The sequence below is a fragment of the Rhizobium sullae genome (assembly GCF_900169785.1).
Classification (GTDB): domain Bacteria; phylum Pseudomonadota; class Alphaproteobacteria; order Rhizobiales; family Rhizobiaceae; genus Rhizobium; species Rhizobium sullae.
On sequence record NZ_FWER01000025.1, the window covers coordinates 12,998 to 34,457 of the forward strand.

Genomic DNA, 21,460 nt, shown 5'->3' on the forward strand with positions numbered 1-21,460 from the left:
CCGGAAGCAGATTTTCTCCAGGCCCGCTGTGTCAGGACTACTTGACGTCCGATTTCACAAACTGCCTCAACTCCGGCGTCTGTGGATTAGCGAACAACTCCTTGGATGCCCCCTGCTCCCAGATCGTGCCCTTGTGCATGAAGATCGTCTGCGTGGCCACCCGCCGCGCAAAACCCATCTCATGCGTGACAAGTATCATGGTCATGCCGTCGCGGGCCAGTTTTTCCATGACCACCAGCACTTCCTCGGTCAGTTCCGGATCGAGCGCAGAGGTGACTTCGTCGAAGAGCATCACCTTCGGCCGCATCGCAAGCGAACGGGCAATCGCCACCCGCTGTTGCTGGCCGCCAGAAAGCTGGTCCGGATAGGCATCGAATTTTTCCGATAGGCCTACGAGTTGAAGGACCTCGCGAGCTATCTCCCGTGTCTCCGCTTTCGCAACGTCTTTGACAATGCGGGGCGCCAGCATGATGTTCTCGCCTACAGTCAAATGCGGAAAGAGGTTGTAGCTTTGGAAGACGATGCCGACATCGGTGCGCAGGCTTCGCAGCGCCTTTGCGTCTCCTCCAAGCGCATGGCCGGCGATCTCGATGCGGCCGGAATTGATCTTTTCCAGGCCGTTCATGCACCGTAGCAGTGTGCTCTTACCAGAACCGGACCGGCCGATCAGAGCGAAGACCTCCCCGCGCCCGACGCTCAGCGATACCCCCTTGAGAACTTCGAGCGCACCGAAGCTCTTGTGAACATTTTCAACGATTACTTCCGGCATGAAACCTCCTCTCCAGCCAACGCGACAGCTGGGACAATGGATAGCAGACGACGAAATAGAGACCGGCCACCGCGATGAAGACGCGGAAGGGCTGGAACGTCGTGTTGTTGACAAGCTGACCTGCTCGGGCCAGTTCGACGAAGCCAATGATCGAGGTGATCGAAGTATTCTTGACCACCTGCACCGCAAAGCCGACGGTTGGCGGCAGCGAGACGCGGATCGCCTGCGGCAGGATGATGTAGCGGTATTGTTGCAACCGGGTCATGGCAAGCGATTGCGACGCTTCCCATTGTTGCTTCGGCACCGCCTGAATGCAGCCGCGCCAGATTTCCGCGAGATAACCTGACGCGTAAATCGTCATCGATGCGCCCGCGGCAAAGAGCGGCGGCAATTCAAGCCCGGCAAGGCTGAGGCCATAATAGGACAAAAACAGGATCATCAGCACCGGAATGCCCTGGATGACCTGGATATAGGAACCTGCGGCAAAGCGCATGGCCTTGACGGGCGAGGTTCGGGCAAGCGCTACGGCAAAGCCGAGCAGACCTCCGCCGATCAGCGCGATGACCGTCAGGAGAATGGTCCATTGCAGCGCTTGCAGCAGAAAACCGAATTCATTGAAACCGAATGTTCTCAGCGTCATGCCGGCACCTCCGGCAGGGCCGTCATCGTACGGCGGGCAACCCGCCGGCCGAAAAGCCGCATGCCGAGGAGCGCCAAGCCTGCGCGCAGCGCCAGGGCCAGCGCGAGATAAATCAGCGTGACTACAATATAGACTTCGAAAGACCGGTAGGTTTGCGATTCGACGAAGGCGGCCGAGGCGGCAAGTTCATGGGTCGAAATTGCCGAGCAGATGCTGGAGGCCAGCATCATCAACACGAACTGGCTGCACAGTGCCGGATAAACCTTGGCAACGGCCGGCACCAGGATGACGTGGCGATAGATCTGGAAGCGCGTGAAACCGAGCGCCTCGCCTGCTTCAATCTGAGATTTATGCACAGCCTCGATGCCGGCGCGGATGATTTCCGTCGAATAGGCGGCAAGATTGATGGTCATGCCGATCAGTGCCGCCGTATCGGCGCCCACGCGAATACCAAGTCCAGGCAGGCCGAAATAGACAATAAAGAGCTGGACCAGAAACGGCGTATTGCGGATCACTTCGACATAGGCATCGACAAGATACCGCACCGCGCCGCCCTTTATGGAGCGCAGAGATGCAAGCATGACACCAGCCACTGAGCCGAGAATGATCGAAAGGACCGACAACTTGATCGTCAGCCAGATGCCACTCAGGATTTCGCCCTGATACTGCGCCAGTACGCCGAATTGAAATGTATAGGACATAAGTGAGCTCCGTCGAAATTTCGCGGCCTGCCGGCCGATGTCACCGGCAGGCTCGTGTGCAAGCTCAATCAGAAGGACGGAAGGGTCGGCATCGGACGGCCTGTCCATTTCGTCGCAATCTTGTCGAGATCGCCGGAGATCTTCATCAGATAGATCGACGTATTCAGCCACTGACGCAGTTCGAGGTCCTCCAGCTTCGTCGCCATCGAATTGCCTTGCTGGAAGAAGGTGAAGCCGACCTGCAGGCCAGCGTCAGGACGCTGCTTGATGATCGCTTCACCCACAGTCGACGGCAGTGCAACCGCATCCGCCTGACCGGCAATCAGCGCCTGCGCACTGGTGGAGTCGTCCTCGAAAACTACGATTTCCAAGTCCGGGACGGCCGCCTTGCGGAGCGCGGTTTCCTGTGACGAACCCCGATTGACCGCAACGCGCTTGCCCTGAAGATCGGCAAGGCTCGCAAACTTCTGGTCGGGACCTGATATGATGTCCATGTTGAAGGCGCTGTAGGGCTGGGTAAACATGACGGTTTTTGCCCGTTCACCCGTCGGGGCCAGCGTCGCAACGAGGAAATCGACCTTACCGGTCTGGAGTGCCGGAATGCGGGCCGGCGGCGTCAATGGTACGAGTTCAACAGGCAGCGAGAGATATCCGGCAATCAAGTTGGCGACGTCAACGTCGTAGCCGGTAGGATTACCCTTTTCGTCCACCATGCCCATGGGCGGCGCACCGGTCAGGACGCCGATCCGAACCGTGCCGCGTGATATGATGTCATTGAGCGTGACCGCCCTGGCTTCGGCGGTCATGGCCAGGGCCGTGATGCCGATTGCGACTGCTGTTACAACCGCGCGCATAGAATTGAAAACTTTCATGACTTCCTCCACCTGATTTGACTGGGCTCTTGCTGCCGCATGCGAAGCGACAGAACCGCCCCATCGCTCGCCTCCCCGATTCCCCTTGCACCAGGCATTGCATCCCAACAACGCAAAGGTTATCGTTAACCTCCTTAATGTTATCGATAACAAATGGCATGTCAAGCTAGTTTGCTTTTCACGGCACGGGATGGGGCAAATGGCACAGGATAGGGCGAGGATCGTCACGCTGCTTGATGTGGCTGCAAAGGCGGGCGTCAGTAGCATGACGGTCTCAAAGGTAATGCGAGGCGTCGGCAACATTTCCGAGGAGACGCGGCAGAGGGTGAGGCGTGCCGCAGACGAGCTTGGCTATCTGCCGAACAACCTTGCGGGATCATTGAGTTCGCGCAAGAGCCGGATGGTAGCGGTGATCATCCCATCGATCAGCGACATCGTTTTTTCCGAAGTGCTGAGCGGGGTAAACGCCATCCTCCGGCCAAGAGGGCTTCATACATTCATTGGGGAATCCCATTTCGATCCCGGCATCGAAGCAGACCTCATCCGGGAGATGCTGTCGTTCCGTCCGGCAGGGCTCTTGCTGAACGGCGGCATGGCGCGAAGCTCCGCTTCCGATAAATTGCTGGAAAGACGCAACTGCCCGGCGATTCAATTGTGGGATTGCGACAATGAAGATCTCGATTTCAGCGCTGGCCCTTCGCACGCCGAGGCGGGGCGCCTCGTTGCGGCGCATTTCCTCGAGCGCCGCCTTAGACGCATTGCCTATGTCGGAGCCGAATTGGAGAAGGATCTGTGCGCCCGCTGGCGCTACCTTGCCTTGCGGTCATCGCTTGCGAGCGCCAATATCGACGTGATCAGCATGGTTTGTGAAAACCGGCCGAGACAAGCCGAAACAGGACGCGCCCTGACGCAGCAACTGATCCGCAAGCATCCCGAGATCCAGGCGATTCACTTCCTGAATGACGCGATGGCGCTTGGTGGCCTCTCCTATCTGCACGAAGCGGGAATAGCGGTCCCGGAGCAGATGTCGGTGGTGGGATTTAACGGCACGTCCATACCCAACACGGTGCGAACTAGGCTTACAACCATTGATGTGCCGAGGGCCGCGATCGGAGAAGCAGCGGCTCAGGCGCTCTTGAATATACTTGCAGACGTGCATCTGAACAGGTCGTGGCGGGCTGAGATACAGCTCATCCAGGGCAACACCACGACGAAACCATGATCGATCGCGTGCCCATCGCTTCTTTCGATATCGCTTGCGACACAACGTGCTAAAAAAATGGCACCATTCGCGGTGCCCAGTTTCCGGGAGGAAGGCCGTTACATCTTGCCCCAGAGCTTTTTATACTCGTCGCGGTAGCCGCTTTCCGGATCGAACGCGTTCTTGGGGCCGCCGTCGAATTCGACATTGTCGGCGGTGACGACATGGAGCGGGGAAAGATAACCCGACCATTGTTCGCCGGCGAAGGCGCGGTTCAGCTCGTCGACGAGCTGCCAGCCCTGCAGGTTGAGCGGCTCGGCGACCGTAACCTTCTGGAATTGCCCGGCGCGGATGCGCTGGTAGGCCGATTCCGAGCCATCACCGGCCGCGACGTTGATCGGCGCGTCTGTGCCGCCCTTGCCGGCAGCTGCCAGTGACGGGCCCATGAAGTCGAAATAAAGATCGTTGATGGCGAGCGAATGGGTCCACTGGTCGCCGTATTTCTGCAGCAACGATGTCGTCAGCTGCGGCATGCGCTGGGAGGTTTCGGCAATGGGCGTGTCGACATATTCAAGAACCTTGCCGCCGAGTTTCTCAATCTCCTCTTTCATCCTGTCGGCCTTGGCGATGGCAATCGCATAGGTCGAATCGGTGAAAATCACGACGCCCGGCTTGCCTTTCGCATCGGCATAGGCCCAATCTGCAGCCGACTTGGAAACCTCCATGGCGTCGGTGCTGACGTTGGCGAAAAGGCCGGTTTTTTCGTCAGGACCGATCACCGGCCCTGCATGCCAGGCAACCAGCGGAATTCCTGCAGCCTTCGCCTGCTCAAGAGCCGGCGCCTGCTCGACGGCATCGAAGCCGTTGATGATAATCCCGGCGGGCTTCAGGGCCATGGCCTGGCCGAATGCTGCTGTGCGGCCGCCGATCGAGCCCGCACCGTCGAGAACCTTGACCTGCCAACCCATGGCGGCTGCGGCTTCCTCGACGCCGGTGGTAACACCCAAGATGCCGCCGTTCTTCAGATCGCCGGCGAGTACGACGATCGTCTTGCCTTCTTGTGCCTTAGGTCCTGTCTTCGGACCGTCCCAGGTGGTGACGCGGGTCGCATATTTGTCGACCACGGCCTTGGCGTCGGACATGGCATCCGCCAGCGCCGGTCCCGCAAGTATCAAGGCCAATACGGTGACGGAACTCTGGATAAGCGTTCTGCGTTTCATGGTTCTTCCTCCCTTTGAAGATTGTGCGCGCCGGGCGCGATCAGTTTTTCGATGGCTTTCCAGACACTGGACCTGGGACCGCGGCTTTTCCGACAGCACCCCGCTTCCTCTGCGCGTAACCGGCGATGCCGATGGCCACGAGCAGAGTGATGCCGTTGAAGAGTGGTTCAACGAAGAACGAGCCACCGATTTGCTGGATGCCGGAAATGCCGACAGCAAGAATGATGACACCGGTCATGGTGCCCCAGACATTGACCCGTCCAGGCTTGATGGTGGTGGAGCCGAGAAAGGCGCCGACGAGCGCCGGCAGCAGGTATTCGAGGCCAACACTGGCCTGGCCGATACGCAGCTTCGAGGCGAGCAGGACGCCTGCAAGCGCGGCAAGCGTGCCCGACGAGACAAAAGCGCCGATGACAAAACGGCGGACCGGAATGCCGTTCAGCGCCGCCGCTTTCGGATTGGCACCGATCGCATAGACGTAGCGGCCAATCGGCAGATATTCGAGAACGAGCCAGAGCACGAGGGCAAGCAGCAGCACATAAAAGCCGGTGATCGGCAGGCCGAACACCATCGTACCGTTCAGTGAATAAAAGCCCTCCGGCAAGACTCCGACGACCTGGCGTCCGCCGGTGTGCCAAAGTGCTAGCGCGTAGAGAACCGTACCGGTGCCGAGCGTTGCGATGAACGAGTCGATGCGCGCGACCTCCACCAGAAGACCGTTGAGGAAGCCGGTGACTGCGCCGAGCGCAAGCACGATGACAACTGCAATCGGCCACGGCACGCCGAACACGGTCTGCAGGCTGATCGCAAGAATGTGCCAGAGCACGATGCCGTAGCCAACAGTGAGATCGATGCGGCCCGCAGCCATCGGGATCATTGCTGCCAGCGACAGGAGGGCGATGATCGCCTTGTCGGAAACGATCGAGCGAAGATTGAGGACCGTCGGAAAGGTCTGCGGCAGGAGAAGCGAAAACAGCACGATAAGCAGCAAAGTAAGGATGACCAGCCCGTAAACCGGCAGGAACCGCAGCAGTTTCTGCATGAAGCTGAGGCCTGCCAGCTCGGCTCGGGTCGGCTCAAGGGCGGTGGATTCGATCGACTGCATTATCTTTCTCCCGGAACTCAAGCGGCTTCTGAAGCCGACGCGGCAGCGATCACCGCCGATGTGGTTAAATCCGCACCTTGCAATTCACGCACAATCCGTCCGCGCGAAAACACCAGGGCACGATGGCAGATATGTGCAATTTCCTCGAAATCCGTCGACACGACGACGACCGCGAGACCTGCCTCCAGCGCACGGGCGATCAACCGATAGATGTCGGCCTTGGCACCGACATCGACGCCTGCGGTCGGATCCTCGGCGATCAGAAGCTTGCGGTCGGTTGCAAGCCAGCGGCCGACCACCACTTTCTGCTGGTTGCCCCCCGACAGCGCTTCGATCGGCAGGCTCTGGTCATTCGGCCGCAACCCGACACTCTCCCCGATCGCGCGCGCCAGGGAAGCTTCCTTAAACGGCGAGAGGAAAGAGAAGGGCCTGCGTCCGGAGGCTGCAGGATTGATGAAGGTGTTTTCTCGAAGCGACAGCGACATGGCGATGGATTCTTCGGTGCGGTCGCGCGCGATCAGCCCTATGCCGGACTTCATTGCCGCGACCGGGCTCGACAGGTCCGGTACCGCCCCACCGATATTTACTGCGCCGGAAAAAGCTTCGCAGCCAAAGAGTGCCCGGCCGATCAGTTCTTGACCGGCGCCGCGCAAACCAACCAACCCAAGCAGCTCTCCTTTTCGGATGTCGAAGGAAACAGGTCCGGCGCTGCGGCAGGCAAGGTCCCGAACACTGACGATCGTCTCGCCCGGGTTGCCAGCTGCTTTGGCGAAAAATTGGTCCGCCTTTCGGCCGACGATCATTTCAATCAATTCGTCCGGCGTCGTCTGTGCCACCGGCTTCTCGCCGACCAGGCGACCGTCGCGCAAGACCGCAACCCGATCGGCGATGCGGAAAATCTCATCGAGCCGATGCGACACGTAGATCATCGCGACCCCTCTCGCTTTCAGCGGACGGATGGCGTTGAAGAGGCGTTCCACCTCATCGGCTGGAAGGCTGGCGGTCGGCTCGTCGAGAACAAGCACGTCCGCTTCTACGGCGAGCGCGCGGGCGATCGCCACAAGCGATTTTTCGGTGCGGGTGAGGTCCTGGACACGCGTCGACGGCTCAAAATCGCAGCCGACGAGGTTCAACGCCTCCCGGGCCCGCTCCTCCGTCCGCCTCCAGTCGATCAGGCGCGAACGCATGGAGAAACCCTGCGCCAATCCGACATTTTCGCCGACCGTCATCCATTCGATCAAGCCAAGGTCCTGGTGGATAAAGGCAACCGGCTGACGTTCGTTTGGCTTTGGCGGCCGATGGACATAAGGCTCACCACGGAACTGAATATCGCCGCCGTCCGGCTTATAGATGCCGGCCAAGGTCTTGATGAGCGTCGATTTGCCTGCGCCGTTTTCTCCGAGAAGCGCGAGGATCTCGCCTCGGTGCAGATTCAGGGATACCTGAGACAATGCCCGGGTGCCGCCGAACTCCTTGGTGATGGAGCGAAACTCCAGCAGCTTTTCGCTAGTCATCGGCGCTCCTCCCAAAGCCCAGTGAACCTGCAAGCCATGGTATGTTATCGATAACAATCCTGTCAACAGGAATTAAGAAGCCGGTTGGTTGCGATCAAGGCATCGCAATGGCTTGTGGCCTCGACACCGAACAAAACAAACGGAATTGCAAAGTTCGTCATCCAAGTTTCACGGAAACTAGCGCTGACTGTCACATTGGGCTGCTAGCTGAAGCAGCGAACGAGCCGTGGCAATCCAAGGGCCAGCGGGTCATCGTTACACTTCCAAGGAGCACTTGCGATGAGACTCACTGTTCTTCAATCAGCTCTGGCGTCTCTCCTGGCCGCCACCGCATTTGGTGCTGGTCCGGCCTATGCCGAGAAGACCAAGTTCGAATTCTGGTACGGCCTGTCCGGCGATCTCGGCGAGCGCGTACAGGACGCCTGCAAAAAGTTCAACGACATGCAGGCGGACTACGAAATCATCTGCACCTCGCAGAACGGCTACGACACGACGCTTCAGAACACGATTGCCGCCTATCGCGCCAAGAAGCAGCCGGCGATCACCCAGATCTACGATGCGGGCACGCTCGACATGATGCTTTCCGGAGCCTTCGTGCCGGCCAAGAAACTGATGGCCGACAACGGTTATACGATCGACTGGACCAACTATTTCAGCGGCATCGCCAATTACTACGCGACGGCTGCAGGGGAATTAAACTCCTTCCCGTTCAACTCTTCGACCGCCATGTTCTATTACAATGTCGACGCCTTCCAGAAGGCCGGCATCGACTTCAAGCCGGAAACCTGGGAACAGGTCGAGGACGCCGCCCGCAAGCTGAAGGCGGCGGGTTTCGAATGCCCGCTCGGCTTTAACTTCGATACATGGCAGATGATGGAGCAATTTTCCGCCATCCACAATCAGCCGCTCGCAACCAAGGGCAACGGCTACCAGGGTCTGGACGCCGAACTCGTCTTCAACAAGACCAAGTTCGTCGACCATGTGGCGTTCTTCAAGAAAATGGCCGACGAGAAGCTGTTCGTCGTCAAAACGAAGCAGCTCGGCATGGACATCGTCCCCGCGTTCACCTCCCAGACGTGCCAGATGATCCAGACCTCGATCGCTGACCACGGTACGATCGGCAAGACGCTGCCGGAAGGCGTCAAGTGGGAAGTCGCCATGCTACCGGTCTGGAAAGGCACGCAGCGGCAGAACTCGCTGGTCGGCGGTGCCTCGCTATGGGTCATGGCCGGTCGTCCGGAAGCCGAATACAAGGGCGCAGCCGCTTTCCTGAACTTCCTCGCCACGCCGGAAATGGCCCAATGGTGGTCGACGGTTACTGGCTATATCCCTGTCACCAAGACCGGCTTTGAGGGCATGAAGGCAAACGGTTTCTACGACAAGGCTCCCTACAAGGGCCGCGAGCTCGCAATCGCCAGCCTGACCTACACGCCGACCTCGGAGAACACGCGCGGCATCCGCCTCGGTGGTTTCACCCAGATCCGCAAGGAGGCCTCTACGGCGCTGGAAGCGATTTTCATGCAGAACGCCGACGTGCAGGCTGAACTCGACCAAGCCGCCGAGCGGGGCAACGCCGTGCTGCGTCGCTTTGAAAAAACCTATGCCGGCCAGAAGCTGAACTGAGTTTCGCAAGCAGTAAGAGCCTGCCAGCCGGGTGCAGGCAGGCTCTCGTCCCCAAAATATATTGGTTTGATTGATCCATGGAAAAGCGGGCCGTTTTCAAAAGCTGGTGGCTGCCAATCCTTTTCGCCCTGCCGCAGATTCTTCTGATCCTTCTTTTCTTCTATTGGCCGGCACTCGCGGTGATGAAGTGGGCTTTCACGCTGGAGCCCCCCTTTGGCGGGGCAGCGGAATTTGTCGGGCTGACGAATTTCGACGAGGTGTTTTCCGATCCCTTCTATTGGAATTCTGTCGCCGTCAGCCTCGTTTTCGCACTTTGCGGGACTTGCTTCACCATCCTGGTCGGTCTCATTCTGGCAATTGCAGTGGATCGGCGGCTCCCCGGTTCGGGACTATTCCGTTTCCTCTATATCCTTCCCTACGCAATCGCCGGACCGGCCGCCGGCATGGCCTTCCGGTTCATTCTTTCGCCCGAACGCGGGCTGATGGCCTCGGTCAACGCCGCATTCCCCGATTTCTGGAACCCGGCAAAATACGGCAGCCACGCGCTCATCCTCGTCATCGTCATCTTTGCTTGGAAATGGGCCGGTTACACCTTCATCTTCCTGTTGGCCGGCCTGCAATCCGTGCCACGCTCTCTGACGGAAGCCGCTGCCATGGACGGCGCCGGACCGATCCGACGTGCGATCGATATCCAGGTTCCGCTGCTGGCGCCGACACTGTTCTTTCTACTCGTCATCATGATGACGGAGGGGTTCGTCGGTTCGGACACCTTCGGCATCGTGCACAGCACGACAAGTGGCGGACCCAATCACGGCACGGAGGTCATGGTGTTTCGCATCGTCGATGAGGCTTTCAAGGGGCTCAATTACTCTGGCGCCTCGGCGCAGAGCATCGTCCTGATCGGCCTGATCATGGTCTTCACATTCATCCAGTTTCGCTTCATCGAGAAGCGCGTGCACTACAAGTGAGCCCATCATGATCCAGCGCACCCCGATCGCCGATGCACTGACCTACGTGTTGATGGTCTTCGGCTTCATCCTGTTGATCGGCCCGTTCCTCGTCATTCTGGCCGGTGCCAGTCAAACGCTGCAACAGATCAACAGCGTGCCGTTCCACTTCCTGCCGCAAGACCGCTTCCTTGAAAATGCCTCTGCTGCCTGGTCGCGCGCCAATCTCGGCTCGGCCATGATCAACAGCCTGATCATGGCCTGCCTCGTCACCGTCGGCAAAGTGGCCCTTTCGGCCTGCACAGCCTTTGCCATCGTGTTCTTTCGCACGCCGCTCAAGCACTTCTTCTTCTGGATCGTGTTCATCACGCTGATGCTGCCGCTCGAAGTTCGCGTGGTCCCGACCTATGCCGTGGCTGCCGACCTTTTCCAGCCGTTTCGATTGCTGATTTCGGCCCTGACAGGCATTGAGGTCTCGGTCGAATGGAACCTGCTTAATTCCTACGCCGGTCTCACCCTGCCGCTGATTGCCACCGCAACAGGCACATTTCTCTACCGGCAATTCTTCATGACGCTGCCGGACGAACTTGCCGAAGCCGCCCGCATGGACGGTTCCGGACCCGTGCGCTTTTTCGTCGACATGCTGGTACCCCTTTCGCGCACCAACATGCTGGCGCTCACCACGATCATGTTCGTTTACGGCTGGAACCAGTATCTGTGGCCGCTGCTGATGATCACGGACCCGGCCTACAAGACGACAATGATGTCGCTGAGCGCGCTGCTCCCTTCGGAAAACGGCCTGCCCGACTGGAATGTCACGCTTGCAGGGTCGCTCATCATCATGGCGCCGCCGCTCATCGTCGTTGCGGTGCTGCAACGCTGGTTCGTCCGTGGCCTGGTCGCAACCGAAAAGTGATCCGGCGATTTAAAGAAACGAGGTTCAAACATGGCTGACATCGATATCCGCGCCGTGCGCAAGTCCTACGGCAAGACCCAGACGCTGCATGGCATCGACCTCTCTTTTGCCTCAGGCGAGTTTGTCGTCATTCTTGGCCCCTCCGGCTGCGGTAAGTCCACGCTTCTGCGCATGATCGCCGGACTCGAGGAAATTAGCGCCGGCGAGATCGCAATCAGCGGTCGCGTCGTCAATAGGCTCGAGCCGCGTGAGCGCGGCTGCGCCATGGTGTTCCAGAACTATGCGCTCTATCCGCATATGACAGTTGCCCAAAATATCGGCTATGCGCTGAAGGTTGCCGGTGTGTCAAAGTCAGAGCGCGAAACGCGCGTCGAGGAGACGGCAAAGATCGTCGGCCTTTCCGAATATCTTGCGCGCAAACCAGCAGCATTGTCCGGCGGCCAGCGTCAGCGCGTCGCGATGGCGCGCGCCATCATCCGTGAGCCGCAGGTGTTTCTGTTCGACGAGCCGCTGTCGAACCTCGACGCGAAGCTGCGGGTCACCATGCGGGCGGAAATCCGCAAGCTGCACCAGCGCCTTTCGGCAACGTCCATCTTCGTCACCCATGATCAGATCGAGGCGATGACGCTTGCCGACAAGCTGGTAGTCATGAACAAGGGGCATGTCGAGCAGGTCGGTCAGCCGCTCGACATCTATCATCGGCCAGCAAGCACATTTGTCGCATCCTTCATCGGCGCCCCCGCGATGAACCTCTTCAATACGCGCGTCGAAGTCGAGGCGGCCTCGGTGCGTTTCGGCGGCGCGCAGGTGCCCGTCGACCCTGTTCTGGCGGCCAGCTTGCGGGGCAGAGATGTCACGATCGGCATCCGGCCGGAGCAATGCACCGTTTCGGCGGACGGCCGCGGCGTCCCGGCGACGATAGATTTCATCGAGGAACTCGGCTCTGGCCGCGTCGTCCATGCTGAGATCGATGGCGTACCTTTTGCAGCAGTCATCGGCGAGCACATGAGCGTGCATCCCGGCGATCGAGTAGGTTTGGAATTGCCGCCCTCCCAACTGCATGTCTTCGACCGCGATAGCGGTCGCCGGATAGACATCAAGATCAATTCGAGCTTCCCGCAACAAGTGGCCGGCGTTTCGCAGCTGGCGATTGTTCACTGATTTTCTGAATTCCCTCCAGGAGAAACCCGCATGAACAACATCATTTCCGCCGTCGGCTTTTGCAACCGGACCGGCAAGGGCGACTTGAGTGTGCTTGACGCTTCGCTGCGGGAGATCGCCGAAACGGGGGCCGATGCCTGCGAGATCGGCGTCTATGCCGAGGAAATCATCAGCGGCGGGCGCATCATCGAGGACAGGATGCTTCGCCTCGCCGATATCGTTCGCCGGTACACTTTCAAAAAATTATCGCTGCATGGCCAGATCCTCTCCAACTTCATGGATCGCGAGCATCTGCACCTGCAAAAGAAGGTCGTTCGGGCGATGCTCGAACTGTGCGATCGGCTGGGCGCGGGCATACTCGTCCATCACTCGGGTGCCGGGCAGCTTGCCGGTGGCGAAAATGGCGCAGATCTCGACCGAATGGAGCGCGAGGCGCTGGCCGAGATGGGCGATGTCGCGAAGGACTATGGCGTACGGATCGCACTTGAAAACATTTTCACCACTGAAAGCGGCCAGTACCGCCAGACGCCGAGCGAAGTGGCTGCAACCGTCAAGGCGATTGGCTCGGACAACGTCGTCGCGCTGATCGACTTCTCGCATGCCTATATTGAGTCGACCTATCGCAATCTCGATTTCCTCGAAGAATTGCGCGCAATGGCTCCGGTAACCGGTCACCTGCATGTGCATGACAGCTTCGGCCTGCCCTATTCCATGACGCGTTTCTATCATCCGGCCGAGGCAACCGCGCTCGGTATCGGCGATCTGCACTTGCCGATCGGTTGGGGCGACATTCCTTGGGAGGACATCTTCAGCACGCTTACGTTCCTTCCGGACACGTCGCTGATCATGGAAATTAACGCAGAACGCTTTGGTGACCAGCATCCGGCGTGTTTGGAAAGGGCGAGACGCCTTGCGGGATTGCTCAAGCAGCAATGGGCTGCCTAAGAACAACGCGCGAAGTTCGTGGCGGCACCTCTGTGTCCGAGGTTGGCGATCGGACCTGATGATGGCGGAGGTCGCCTGACCGCTATAGTTAGTGGCCCTGGCTTCGACGCCGGAACGCTGAAGACTTAAGGACAGAAGTGGATTCGATGATTCACGAACGAGGAGTGATCTGATGACAGAACGAACGCTTCGAGTGGGGGTGGCATCGTATGAGCAGATGAAGGCTCGGACTATGACAATCGCGCGGGGAGAGCAGAAGCCTGACAGGGACGATCCAACCATGTGGTTCACATCGCTCGAAAGTTTCGCCAAGATTCTCTCGGCGCGGAACCATGCGTTGCTCGACCTGATCGCGCAGCGCAAGCCCGGGTCCCTGGCCGAACTCGAAACCCTCTCGGGCCGCCCAAGTCCGACCTCTCGCGAACGCTAAAGACAATGGCGCGGTACGGGTTGGTGGAACTTGAAGGCGGAGATCACGGGCGTATCGTACCTCGCGTGCCTACGATCATCGGAACCGCGCGCTTCCTCCCCGTCCTTCATTGCGGGGAGGAAGCGGGCGCCCTTTGGGGTCTCGACATACTGCCGGACAATGTCCAAGGGCGCGCCGCCGCATGACGCGGCGAAATATGACGGCGACCACAACACACCCTTGAGAGTGTTGACGCGCTTCGACAGCTGGACGGTCGCAGGATAGTTGACCAGCAGATGGAGGTGATCGTCTTCGCCGTTGCACGACACGCATTCTGCATCGACGTCGGACCATAGCTTCGCGAAGATGCGCGACAGGTCGGCCACGGCGCGTTCCGACAGCACATCCCGCCTGTACCTGGTGACGAAGACCAAATGAACGTGCAACGCAAAGACACGATGTCGTCCCGTGCGATAATATTGCAAATGCCGCCGGCCGATTGCTACAACCATCGCATGCCGAACCGCGCGTACAAGTACAGGATTTACGCTGACCCGCAGACGGCGGAATTCTTCGCCCGCTGCTGCGGCGTCGTGCGCCTCGTCTACAACATCGCCCTTGAGCAGCGATCCTCCTTCTGGCGGCAGTTCAGGAAGGCCGAGGGAAAGACCATCTCCTACCCGTCCCAGGCGCGCGAGCTGACGGCGATCCGCGCCGAGGTGCTGTGGGTGGCGGAATGCCCGATCGACGCGCAGCAACAGGCGCTGCGTGACCTTGACCAGGCGTTCCGGAATTTCTTTGCCGGACGGGCGGGGTACCCGAAGCCGCGGCGCAAGTTCGTCAACGACGCGTTGCGCTTCCCGTCGAGCCGCGTCGGCGCAATCGCGGTGCTGAACGCGAAGTGGGCGCGGGTGCGGCTCCCGAAAATCGGCGACGTCAAGTTCCGCTACACCCGCCCGATCAGGGGCGCGGTCGGCAACGTCACGGTCGTGCGCGCGGCCAACGGATGGCACATCGTCTTTTCCTGCGCGTTCGAACACGAGACGCCGGCAAACGACAATCCGCCCGTCGGTATCGACCGCGGCATCGTCAACACCTTCGCGCTCTCCACCGGCGAGATGCACGCGATGCCGCCGTCCAACCTCGACGACCGCCATAAGCAGTGGCAGCGGACAGCCGCACGGCGCAAGAGCCGTTCGAAGCGCCAGGCCAAGGCGAGACGCCACGCCGCGCGGATTGCGGCGAAGGCGGCGCGCCAACGGCTGCACTGGCAACACGTGACGACGACGCGCATCGCGCGGCGCTTCGGGACGGCCGTCCTCGAGGACCTGAAGATCAGGAACATGAGCGCCTCGGCGAAAGGGACCGTCGAGGAGCCGGGCAGGAACGTCGCCCAGAAGGCTGGCCTCAATCGCTCGATCCTCGCGGCGGCGTGGTACCGCTTCGAGCTGTTGCTGACCTACAAGCTTGCCTTCCTCGGCGGAACCGTCGTGAAGGTCGATCCGCGATACACGTCCGTGACCTGCTCAAAGTGTGGGTCGAGGGACAAGGCAAACCGCGAAAACCAAGCGAAGTTCCTCTGCCTCTCCTGCGGAACACGCAGACCACGCCGACGTCAACGCGGCGGTCAACATACTCCTGGCGGGAACACTGCCATCGGCGGCGTCGGAGACTTCCGGCGGGAGCCGAGGACTCGAAAGGGCGGCCTAAAGCCGCCCCTGAAAATCCCTTCCTTCGGCGGGGAAGATGTTAAATCACCCTCGATCTGGCGGTGCTTTCGCGCGCCTCCTGATCGTGGCGAAGGCGGCGAGGAAATACTCCATCGTCAGTTAGGTGTACGGCGCTCCGGGCGTCGGGCTGCTTGACCCGGAGGAAACGAAGCCCGCGCCACGCAGAGTTCGTCGCTGTTGATTTCCTTGCCAAAAATCTTCGACAGCTCGCCACGGGTCATCGGCTGGAGATAGCCCACCAGCACCATCGCCTCGACTTCGGACAGCGCCGCGGCGGCTGACCGGGTCGGGTGCCGAAGAAGCGCGGAGCGCCTCGGCAAAACGCATGCGGGTGCGATGCTGCCAGCCGCTGGCGACGGAGACTAGCTCGTAGGGACAATCACGCAGGTCTTCCACGAGGTCGTCGACCAAAAGGTCGCTGCTGCAGGCTCGTCCCACACCCCCGCCGTTGTCTTCCGCGTCACCGGTTCCGTTGAGGCGAAGATCACCGCCTCGACCGTTCGAGTTTCAACCCCAGCCGGAACGCGCATTCTCACCTCGCTTTGATGCGCACCCTTCCATAAGTTCACTCGGGCGTTATGCTGCACCAAGACACCAAGCATGAGGCCTTTCATGACGAAGCAACATCAGAGCGACTTGCGGGAGCGGATGACGATCCTTGGCAATCTTGATGCGGCCTCCTTCGTTCCCTGGATCCGACGCCATGCCGCCAAGCTCGGACTCGCACAGGCTATATCTCATACCGGCCCCAACCGGATCGAACTCGAGGTCGCGGGGCCGGTGGAACTGATCGACATGATGGAGATGGGATGCTCTCTCGGGCCCATCGATGTCTGGGTCGAGACGATACACCGCGCACCGGTTGACCGCGGAACCGACTAGCCTCGACTGGCTCTTTGGGGCTGCTCGCGCGTCTCCTGCCTTTTATTTAATCAATATTGCCAATGCAGAATAATTATGCAAACGTGAGAGCACTGGGAGGCTACCGTCGACGTCAACGCCGGAGCTTTCGCCACGCAGGCCATTGATTTTATATAGAAAGCCGATTGATGCTGTCAGATACGACGGGCTCTTGGACGCCAGTCGCCCTTTCTGCGGATTTGCCAGCAGGAGCCGTTATGCCGGCACGGACGCCAGCCGGGCCGATTGCCCTCTGGCGAAGTCAGTCGGGGCGCGTGGCAGCCTCGAAAGACCGATGTCCGCATCGCGGCATGCGCTTGTCTTACGGCTTCGTGCGTGGCGAGGCCCTTTCCTGCATCTATCATGGCTGGAGCTATAGCCGGACCGGAAACTGCCTGCGCATCCCCGCCCATCCGGGCCTCACGCCGCCGGAAACGATCCGCGTAGAAACGCAGCAGGCCGAAGAGTCCGACGGGATCATCTGGGTTGCGGCGGGACAACTCACGGCCGAGCCCCCGAGGCTTGAAGGTCTCGCTCCATTGCGCTCCCTGGTGGCCCATGCCGGCGTCGCGGCGGTCGAGGCCGCGGCAAGCGCGAAGGCAGGTCCCGAGGGACTTGTCTGGCAGCCGCAGAATTCGCGGACAATCCGGCTGTTGCTCGCTCCGCAAGACGACGACCAGACGCTGATCCATGTTCTGCTCGACAGTGACAGCAGCCTGTCCGCGCGCATCGCCGCGTCACGGACCGCCGAGACGTTGCGGCGGATGGCCGAGGAGCTTCAGACGAAAAGGATCGCGTCATGAGGCAAAACGCGATGATCGATGAGTGGTATCCGGTCGGTCTCTTCAGTCAGCTCGACATCAAGGGGCGCAGGACGGCCCTGATGGGAGAGCCCATCGATGTGGGTCTCGACCAGCAAGGCGACGCCAAGGTGACATCCAGCAATGGACGCACGCTGCCCGTTTGCGTCCGCTACGACCACGTCTGGTCCTCTCTCGGCAAACCCCGGAAGGATCTTTTTCCGATCCCCGAGGCTGATCAGCCCGGCCGGCGGTTTGTCGAGGTTGGCGTGGTTCGCGTGCGCTGCTCACCGCTGCGTGCCGTCGAGAACTTTCTCGACATCGCGCATTTTCCCTTTGTACACACCGACATCCTGGGTGCAGAGCCGCACACCGAGGTGCAGAACTACAAGGTCGAAATCCGGGAGGACGAGGATGAGGTATGGGCAACGCAGGTGAAATTCTACCAGCCGCAGGCTGCCAAGTCGGCAAGCGGCGGCATCACGACGGAATACATGTACCGCGTGCCGGCACCGACCTGCTCCGTTCTTTACAAGACCTGCCCGCCCCGTCCCGGTGAATGGGACGTCATCACGCTGTTCGTCCAGCCACTTGCCGAAGACTTGTGCGACGTCTGGCCGTGGATGGCACTGTTCGACGATGTCACGCCGATGACCGACCTGATCCAGTTTCAGCAGACGATCTTCCTGCAGGACCGGTCGATCCTCGAAAACCAGATTCCGCGGCTCCTGCCGCTTGATCCCGGGATGGAAATTCCAACGAGAGCCGACCTGACTTCGATCGCCTACCGACGCTGGCTGAAACGCCACAGCTATACATACGGCGCACAGCTGGTGGCGCAATGAAGCTCTACGACTATGTCCTCTCGCCCAGTTGCTACAAAGTCCGTCTGATGGCGGCGCTGACGGGTGTGAAACTGGAATTGCGCCCGGTCGATTTTCACCCAGGCGCCGAGCATCGCGGCCCCGAACTCATGGCGCTTAATCCGGCGGGTTCCATCCCGATCCTCGAGGATGGGGATCTAATCCTTACCGAATCCGCCGCCATGCTCGTCTATCTCGCCACCAAGGTAGCGCCGGCGTGGCTCGGCAGCGGCACACCGGCGGAAACGGCCCGTGTCCAGCAGTGGCTTTCGTTCTCGCACCGGCTGACCGTCAACCTCGGAGGGGCGCGCCTTCATGAAATGCTACTCCGCCCAGGGGACATAGACGCCCTCCGAACGCAGGGCATCGCGGCACTTCGCGAGCTGGAAGCCGGGCTGGTCGAACAGCGCCTGCGCGGCATGGGTTTCGTCGCGTCGAACCGGCCGACGGTTGCCGATATCGCCTGCTTTCCGTACGTCGCACTCGCGCCGGACGGCGGCATCCCGCTCGACCCCTATCCCACCATCAGGCTCTGGTCCCGGGCGATCCGCGGCCTCGAAAACTTCATCGAGATGCCCGGCATCCACCGGCTGCACGAGCTGAAGCCCGAACCGCAAATCGAACCGGGCGAGGCGTGACGTGGCCGGCTATCTCTTGAAGAACTGCGCGGCGGTCATCGTCGACGAGGGCAAGGGCCCGAGCGTGCTTCGCAACGTCGACCTCCTGACGAACGGACCTGCAATCGCGACCATCGGCGAGGGCCTTTACAAAGGCGACCTGCCGGCCGGGACGATCGTAGAGGACGCCAGCGGCTGGTTCGTCTATCCGGGCCTTGTTAACACGCACCACCACTTCTTCCAGTGCTTCGTGCGCAACCGCGCCGATCTCGACTGGACGAAGCTCTCGGTTATCGAATGGCTCGACCGCATCTATCCGATCTTCTCGCGGCTGACTGAGGACTGCTTCTACCATGCCTCCGTCACAGCGATGGCCGAGTTGATCAAGCATGGCTGCACCACGGCCTTCGACCACCAATACTGCTTCCCGCGCCACGCTGGCAAACGGCTGATCGATCGTCAATTCGAGGCTGCCGACCTTCTGGGCATGCGCTTTCATGCAGGCCGCGGCGGCAACACATTGCCGAAGTCGGAAGGCTCGACCATTCCGGACGTCATGCTGGAAACGACGGACGAATTCATCGCCGATTGCGCGCGCCTGATTGACACCTATCACGATACCAACCCCTTCAGCATGCGCCAGGTCGTGGTCGCACCCTGCCAGCCGGTCAACTGCTACCGCGAGACCTTCGTGGAATCGGTCGCGCTGGCGCGTGATCGCGGCGTGCAGATGCATACCCACGTCGGCGAAGGCGAAAGCCCGGTCATCGAGAGCCGGCACGGCATGCGGACGGTGGATTACTGCGCGGAGCTCGGGTTTGCAGGCCCCGACACCTTTTACGCCCATTGCTGGGAGCTGACACACGACGAACTGCGAAAGATGGCCGCAACCGGCACCGGTGTCGCCCACTGCCCCGAGCCGGTCTACCTGGTAGGCGCCGAGATTACGGACATTCCGGCGATGTCGGCCTTCGGTCTTCGACTGGGTCTCGGCTGCGACGGTGCTGCCTCGAACGACAATTCCAACCTCATCCACTGCATCCACTCCGCCTACATGCTGCAATGCCTGGTGGCATCGACGCGCGCCCATCCCATCCCGCCGCCGGTCGATTTCCTCAGCTATGCCACGACGGGCGGCGCGGGCCTCCTCGGCCGCCGCGACATCGGCAGGCTTGCTTCCGGCATGGCTGCCGACCTTTTTGCGATCGACACGCGACGCATGGACTACGTCGGCACGCGGCACGATCCGCTGAGCCTGATTGCCAAGGTCGGCATCGGTACGCCGACCGACATGACCATGATCAACGGCCGCATCGTCTGGGCAAAGGGTGAATTCGTCGGGCTCGACGAAGCGCGACTGTTCGCCGAAGCCGAGGCTGCTCTTACGACAGTGGAATTCTAAAACACAAAACAAGGGAACTGACATGCTGAAAAACCTGACCCGCAGAACACTGATGAAGGGCGTTGCCGCCTCCGGCCTCGCCGGCGCGCTTGGCGGCCGGTCCGCAATAGCAGCCGACGAGCCGCTCGGTATTTCCCTCGTGATCCCCTCGCCGGTCGGCGACGTCGGCTGGGGCCACGCGCTGGCCGCCGGCCTCGAACCCGTCAAGGCCGCCTACGGCGACAAAGTGAAGATCACTGTCATCGAGAACATTCCGGAAGGCCCGGACGCCGACCGCATCATGAACAAGACGGTCGCCGACGGAAACAAACTCCTGATCGCCGGCTCCTTCGGCTATCAGAACGGCGCCCTGCAGATTGCCCGCCGGAATCCGGCGGTCACCGTGCTGCATGCCTCCGGCTTCCAGGTAGCACCGAACTTCTCGCCCTTCGCCGCCAAGTATTTTCAGGGAACCTATCTGCTCGGCATGGCTGCCGCCGCGCTCTCCAAGACCGGCAAGCTGGGCTCGGTCTCCGCCTTTGCCATTCCGGAGTTGATCACCTCCGTCAACGCCTTCACACTGGGCGCCCAGGCGGTGAAACCTGATATCGAGGTGTCGGTCGTCTGGGTGAACTCGTGGTTCGATCCGGCCAAGGAGCAGGAAGCTGCCAAGGCGCTGATCGCCCAGAAGTGCGACGTGATCTTCTCCAACGCGCAGGATACGCCGTCCGTCATCGCGGCCTGCGAGGAGGCCGGCGTCTATGCGTTCAACCTCAACTCGTCGATGAAGAAATACGCTCCGAAGACCTATCTCGGTTGCGTGGCGACGGACTGGTCGCCGTTCTTCAAGGCCTCGGTCGATGCCCATGTCGCCGGCACGTTCAAGGGCGGCAATGCCTTCCTCGGCGTCGCAGACAAGGTCGTCGCTGTTGTCGACTGGAATGCGGATATTCCGGCCGACCTCATGACCAAGATCAAGGAGATCGAGGTGAAGATCGCTAACGGCAGCTTCTCTCCCTTCACCGGCCCGATCACCAAGGCAGACGGCAGCGAAGGGGCCGCCTCCGGTGCAACGCTCGCCGATAGCGAGGTCGTCTCCATGGACTGGCACGTCAAGGGCGTCATCACGCCTCTGCCGAAGTGAGC

At 60.5% G+C, this 21,460-nt stretch carries 21 protein-coding genes and 2 pseudogenes; 14 read left to right on the forward strand and 9 right to left on the reverse strand.

What is annotated here, in order from left to right:
- Window positions 1-37: 37 nt before the first annotated feature.
- The 4 genes from BN1800_RS21635 to BN1800_RS21650 form a co-directional block, all read right to left on the reverse strand.
- A complete protein-coding gene (locus tag BN1800_RS21635; protein ID WP_087000973.1) occupies window positions 38-769 on the reverse strand; it encodes an amino acid ABC transporter ATP-binding protein in 732 nt (243 codons plus the stop codon).
- The gene (locus BN1800_RS21640) at window positions 750-1,409 is read right to left on the reverse strand and encodes an amino acid ABC transporter permease (RefSeq protein ID WP_027513082.1); all 660 of its coding nucleotides are present in this window, start codon (window positions 1,407-1,409) and stop codon (window positions 750-752) included. The genes BN1800_RS21635 and BN1800_RS21640 overlap by 20 nt, the downstream gene beginning before the upstream one ends.
- Window positions 1,406-2,110, reverse strand: a complete 705-nt coding sequence (locus tag BN1800_RS21645; protein WP_027513081.1) for an amino acid ABC transporter permease — start codon at window positions 2,108-2,110, stop codon at window positions 1,406-1,408. The genes BN1800_RS21640 and BN1800_RS21645 overlap by 4 nt, the downstream gene beginning before the upstream one ends.
- Window positions 2,111-2,178: 68 nt before the next feature.
- Window positions 2,179-2,982, reverse strand: a complete 804-nt coding sequence (locus BN1800_RS21650; protein WP_027513080.1) for a transporter substrate-binding domain-containing protein — start codon at window positions 2,980-2,982, stop codon at window positions 2,179-2,181.
- A 199-nt stretch (window positions 2,983-3,181) separates the two neighbouring features.
- Between BN1800_RS21650 and BN1800_RS21655 the strand changes: the two genes are divergently transcribed.
- Entirely contained in the window at window positions 3,182-4,204 is a 1,023-nt protein-coding gene (locus tag BN1800_RS21655) for a LacI family DNA-binding transcriptional regulator (protein ID WP_087000974.1), read from the forward strand.
- A 98-nt stretch (window positions 4,205-4,302) separates the two neighbouring features.
- Here BN1800_RS21655 and BN1800_RS21660 read toward each other — a convergent pair whose 3' ends face one another.
- The 3 genes from BN1800_RS21660 to BN1800_RS21670 are packed head-to-tail and all read right to left on the reverse strand — an operon-like array spanning window position 4,303 to window position 8,022.
- Window positions 4,303-5,403: an ABC transporter substrate-binding protein gene (locus tag BN1800_RS21660; protein ID WP_087000976.1), complete on the reverse strand. Its 1,101-nt coding sequence runs from the start codon at window positions 5,401-5,403 to the stop codon at window positions 4,303-4,305.
- Between the two features lie 40 nt (window positions 5,404-5,443).
- On the reverse strand, window positions 5,444-6,508 hold the full coding sequence (locus BN1800_RS21665; protein ID WP_087000978.1) for an ABC transporter permease: 1,065 nt from the start codon (window positions 6,506-6,508) through the stop codon (window positions 5,444-5,446).
- Window positions 6,509-6,525: 17 nt separating this feature from the next.
- Window positions 6,526-8,022: a sugar ABC transporter ATP-binding protein gene (locus tag BN1800_RS21670; protein ID WP_087000981.1), complete on the reverse strand. Its 1,497-nt coding sequence runs from the start codon at window positions 8,020-8,022 to the stop codon at window positions 6,526-6,528.
- 279 nt (window positions 8,023-8,301) lie between these two features.
- On the opposite strand from BN1800_RS21670, the gene BN1800_RS21675 reads away from it, so the two are divergent.
- From BN1800_RS21675 to BN1800_RS21700, 6 genes are all read left to right on the forward strand, one after another.
- A complete protein-coding gene (locus tag BN1800_RS21675; protein WP_087000983.1) occupies window positions 8,302-9,645 on the forward strand; it encodes an extracellular solute-binding protein in 1,344 nt (447 codons plus the stop codon).
- Window positions 9,646-9,722: 77 nt separating this feature from the next.
- Window positions 9,723-10,613, forward strand: coding sequence for a carbohydrate ABC transporter permease (locus BN1800_RS21680; protein WP_087000985.1), 891 nt, complete (start codon window positions 9,723-9,725; stop codon window positions 10,611-10,613).
- Between the two features lie 7 nt (window positions 10,614-10,620).
- Window positions 10,621-11,508, forward strand: coding sequence for an ABC transporter permease subunit (locus tag BN1800_RS21685; protein WP_027513073.1), 888 nt, complete (start codon window positions 10,621-10,623; stop codon window positions 11,506-11,508).
- A gap of 30 nt (window positions 11,509-11,538) precedes the next feature.
- Entirely contained in the window at window positions 11,539-12,669 is a 1,131-nt protein-coding gene (locus tag BN1800_RS21690) for a sn-glycerol-3-phosphate import ATP-binding protein UgpC (protein ID WP_087000987.1), read from the forward strand.
- Window positions 12,670-12,699: 30 nt separating this feature from the next.
- The gene (locus BN1800_RS21695) at window positions 12,700-13,614 is read left to right on the forward strand and encodes a sugar phosphate isomerase/epimerase family protein (protein ID WP_087000989.1); all 915 of its coding nucleotides are present in this window, start codon (window positions 12,700-12,702) and stop codon (window positions 13,612-13,614) included.
- 172 nt (window positions 13,615-13,786) lie between these two features.
- A complete protein-coding gene (locus tag BN1800_RS21700) occupies window positions 13,787-14,044 on the forward strand; it encodes an HVO_A0114 family putative DNA-binding protein (protein ID WP_179213848.1) in 258 nt (85 codons plus the stop codon).
- Between the two features lie 140 nt (window positions 14,045-14,184).
- Here the strand turns inward: BN1800_RS21700 and tnpA are convergent.
- A pseudogene (gene tnpA, locus BN1800_RS21705) lies at window positions 14,185-14,535 on the reverse strand (IS200/IS605 family transposase); the annotation flags it as partial.
- 3 nt (window positions 14,536-14,538) lie between these two features.
- Here tnpA and BN1800_RS21710 point away from each other — a divergent pair.
- On the forward strand, window positions 14,539-15,888 hold the full coding sequence (locus BN1800_RS21710; protein ID WP_179213849.1) for an RNA-guided endonuclease InsQ/TnpB family protein: 1,350 nt from the start codon (window positions 14,539-14,541) through the stop codon (window positions 15,886-15,888).
- On the opposite strand, the pseudogene scpB reads toward BN1800_RS21710, so the two are convergent.
- Window positions 15,856-16,283: pseudogene (gene scpB / locus BN1800_RS42610) on the reverse strand (SMC-Scp complex subunit ScpB); the annotation flags it as partial. The gene BN1800_RS21710 and the pseudogene scpB overlap by 33 nt on opposite strands.
- A gap of 82 nt (window positions 16,284-16,365) precedes the next feature.
- Here scpB and BN1800_RS21720 point away from each other — a divergent pair.
- From BN1800_RS21720 to BN1800_RS21745, 6 genes are all read left to right on the forward strand, one after another.
- The gene (locus BN1800_RS21720; protein ID WP_087000993.1) at window positions 16,366-16,635 is read left to right on the forward strand and encodes an acylphosphatase; all 270 of its coding nucleotides are present in this window, start codon (window positions 16,366-16,368) and stop codon (window positions 16,633-16,635) included.
- A gap of 167 nt (window positions 16,636-16,802) precedes the next feature.
- Complete coding sequence (locus tag BN1800_RS21725; protein WP_087000995.1) at window positions 16,803-17,456, forward strand: Rieske (2Fe-2S) protein; 654 nt, start codon at window positions 16,803-16,805, stop codon at window positions 17,454-17,456.
- Window positions 17,453-18,298, forward strand: coding sequence for an aromatic ring-hydroxylating oxygenase subunit alpha (locus tag BN1800_RS21730; RefSeq protein ID WP_087000997.1), 846 nt, complete (start codon window positions 17,453-17,455; stop codon window positions 18,296-18,298). Before BN1800_RS21725 ends, BN1800_RS21730 begins: the two co-directional genes overlap by 4 nt.
- A complete protein-coding gene (locus tag BN1800_RS21735) occupies window positions 18,295-18,954 on the forward strand; it encodes a glutathione S-transferase family protein (protein WP_087000999.1) in 660 nt (219 codons plus the stop codon). The genes BN1800_RS21730 and BN1800_RS21735 overlap by 4 nt, the downstream gene beginning before the upstream one ends.
- 1 nt (window position 18,955) lies before the next feature.
- Window positions 18,956-20,335 carry an amidohydrolase gene (locus BN1800_RS21740; protein ID WP_087001001.1) on the forward strand — a complete coding sequence of 460 codons (1,380 nt, stop codon included), beginning with the start codon at window positions 18,956-18,958 and terminating at the stop codon, window positions 20,333-20,335.
- A 25-nt stretch (window positions 20,336-20,360) separates the two neighbouring features.
- Window positions 20,361-21,458, forward strand: coding sequence for a BMP family ABC transporter substrate-binding protein (locus BN1800_RS21745; RefSeq protein WP_179213859.1), 1,098 nt, complete (start codon window positions 20,361-20,363; stop codon window positions 21,456-21,458).
- The last annotated feature ends 2 nt before the right edge of the window (window positions 21,459-21,460 follow it).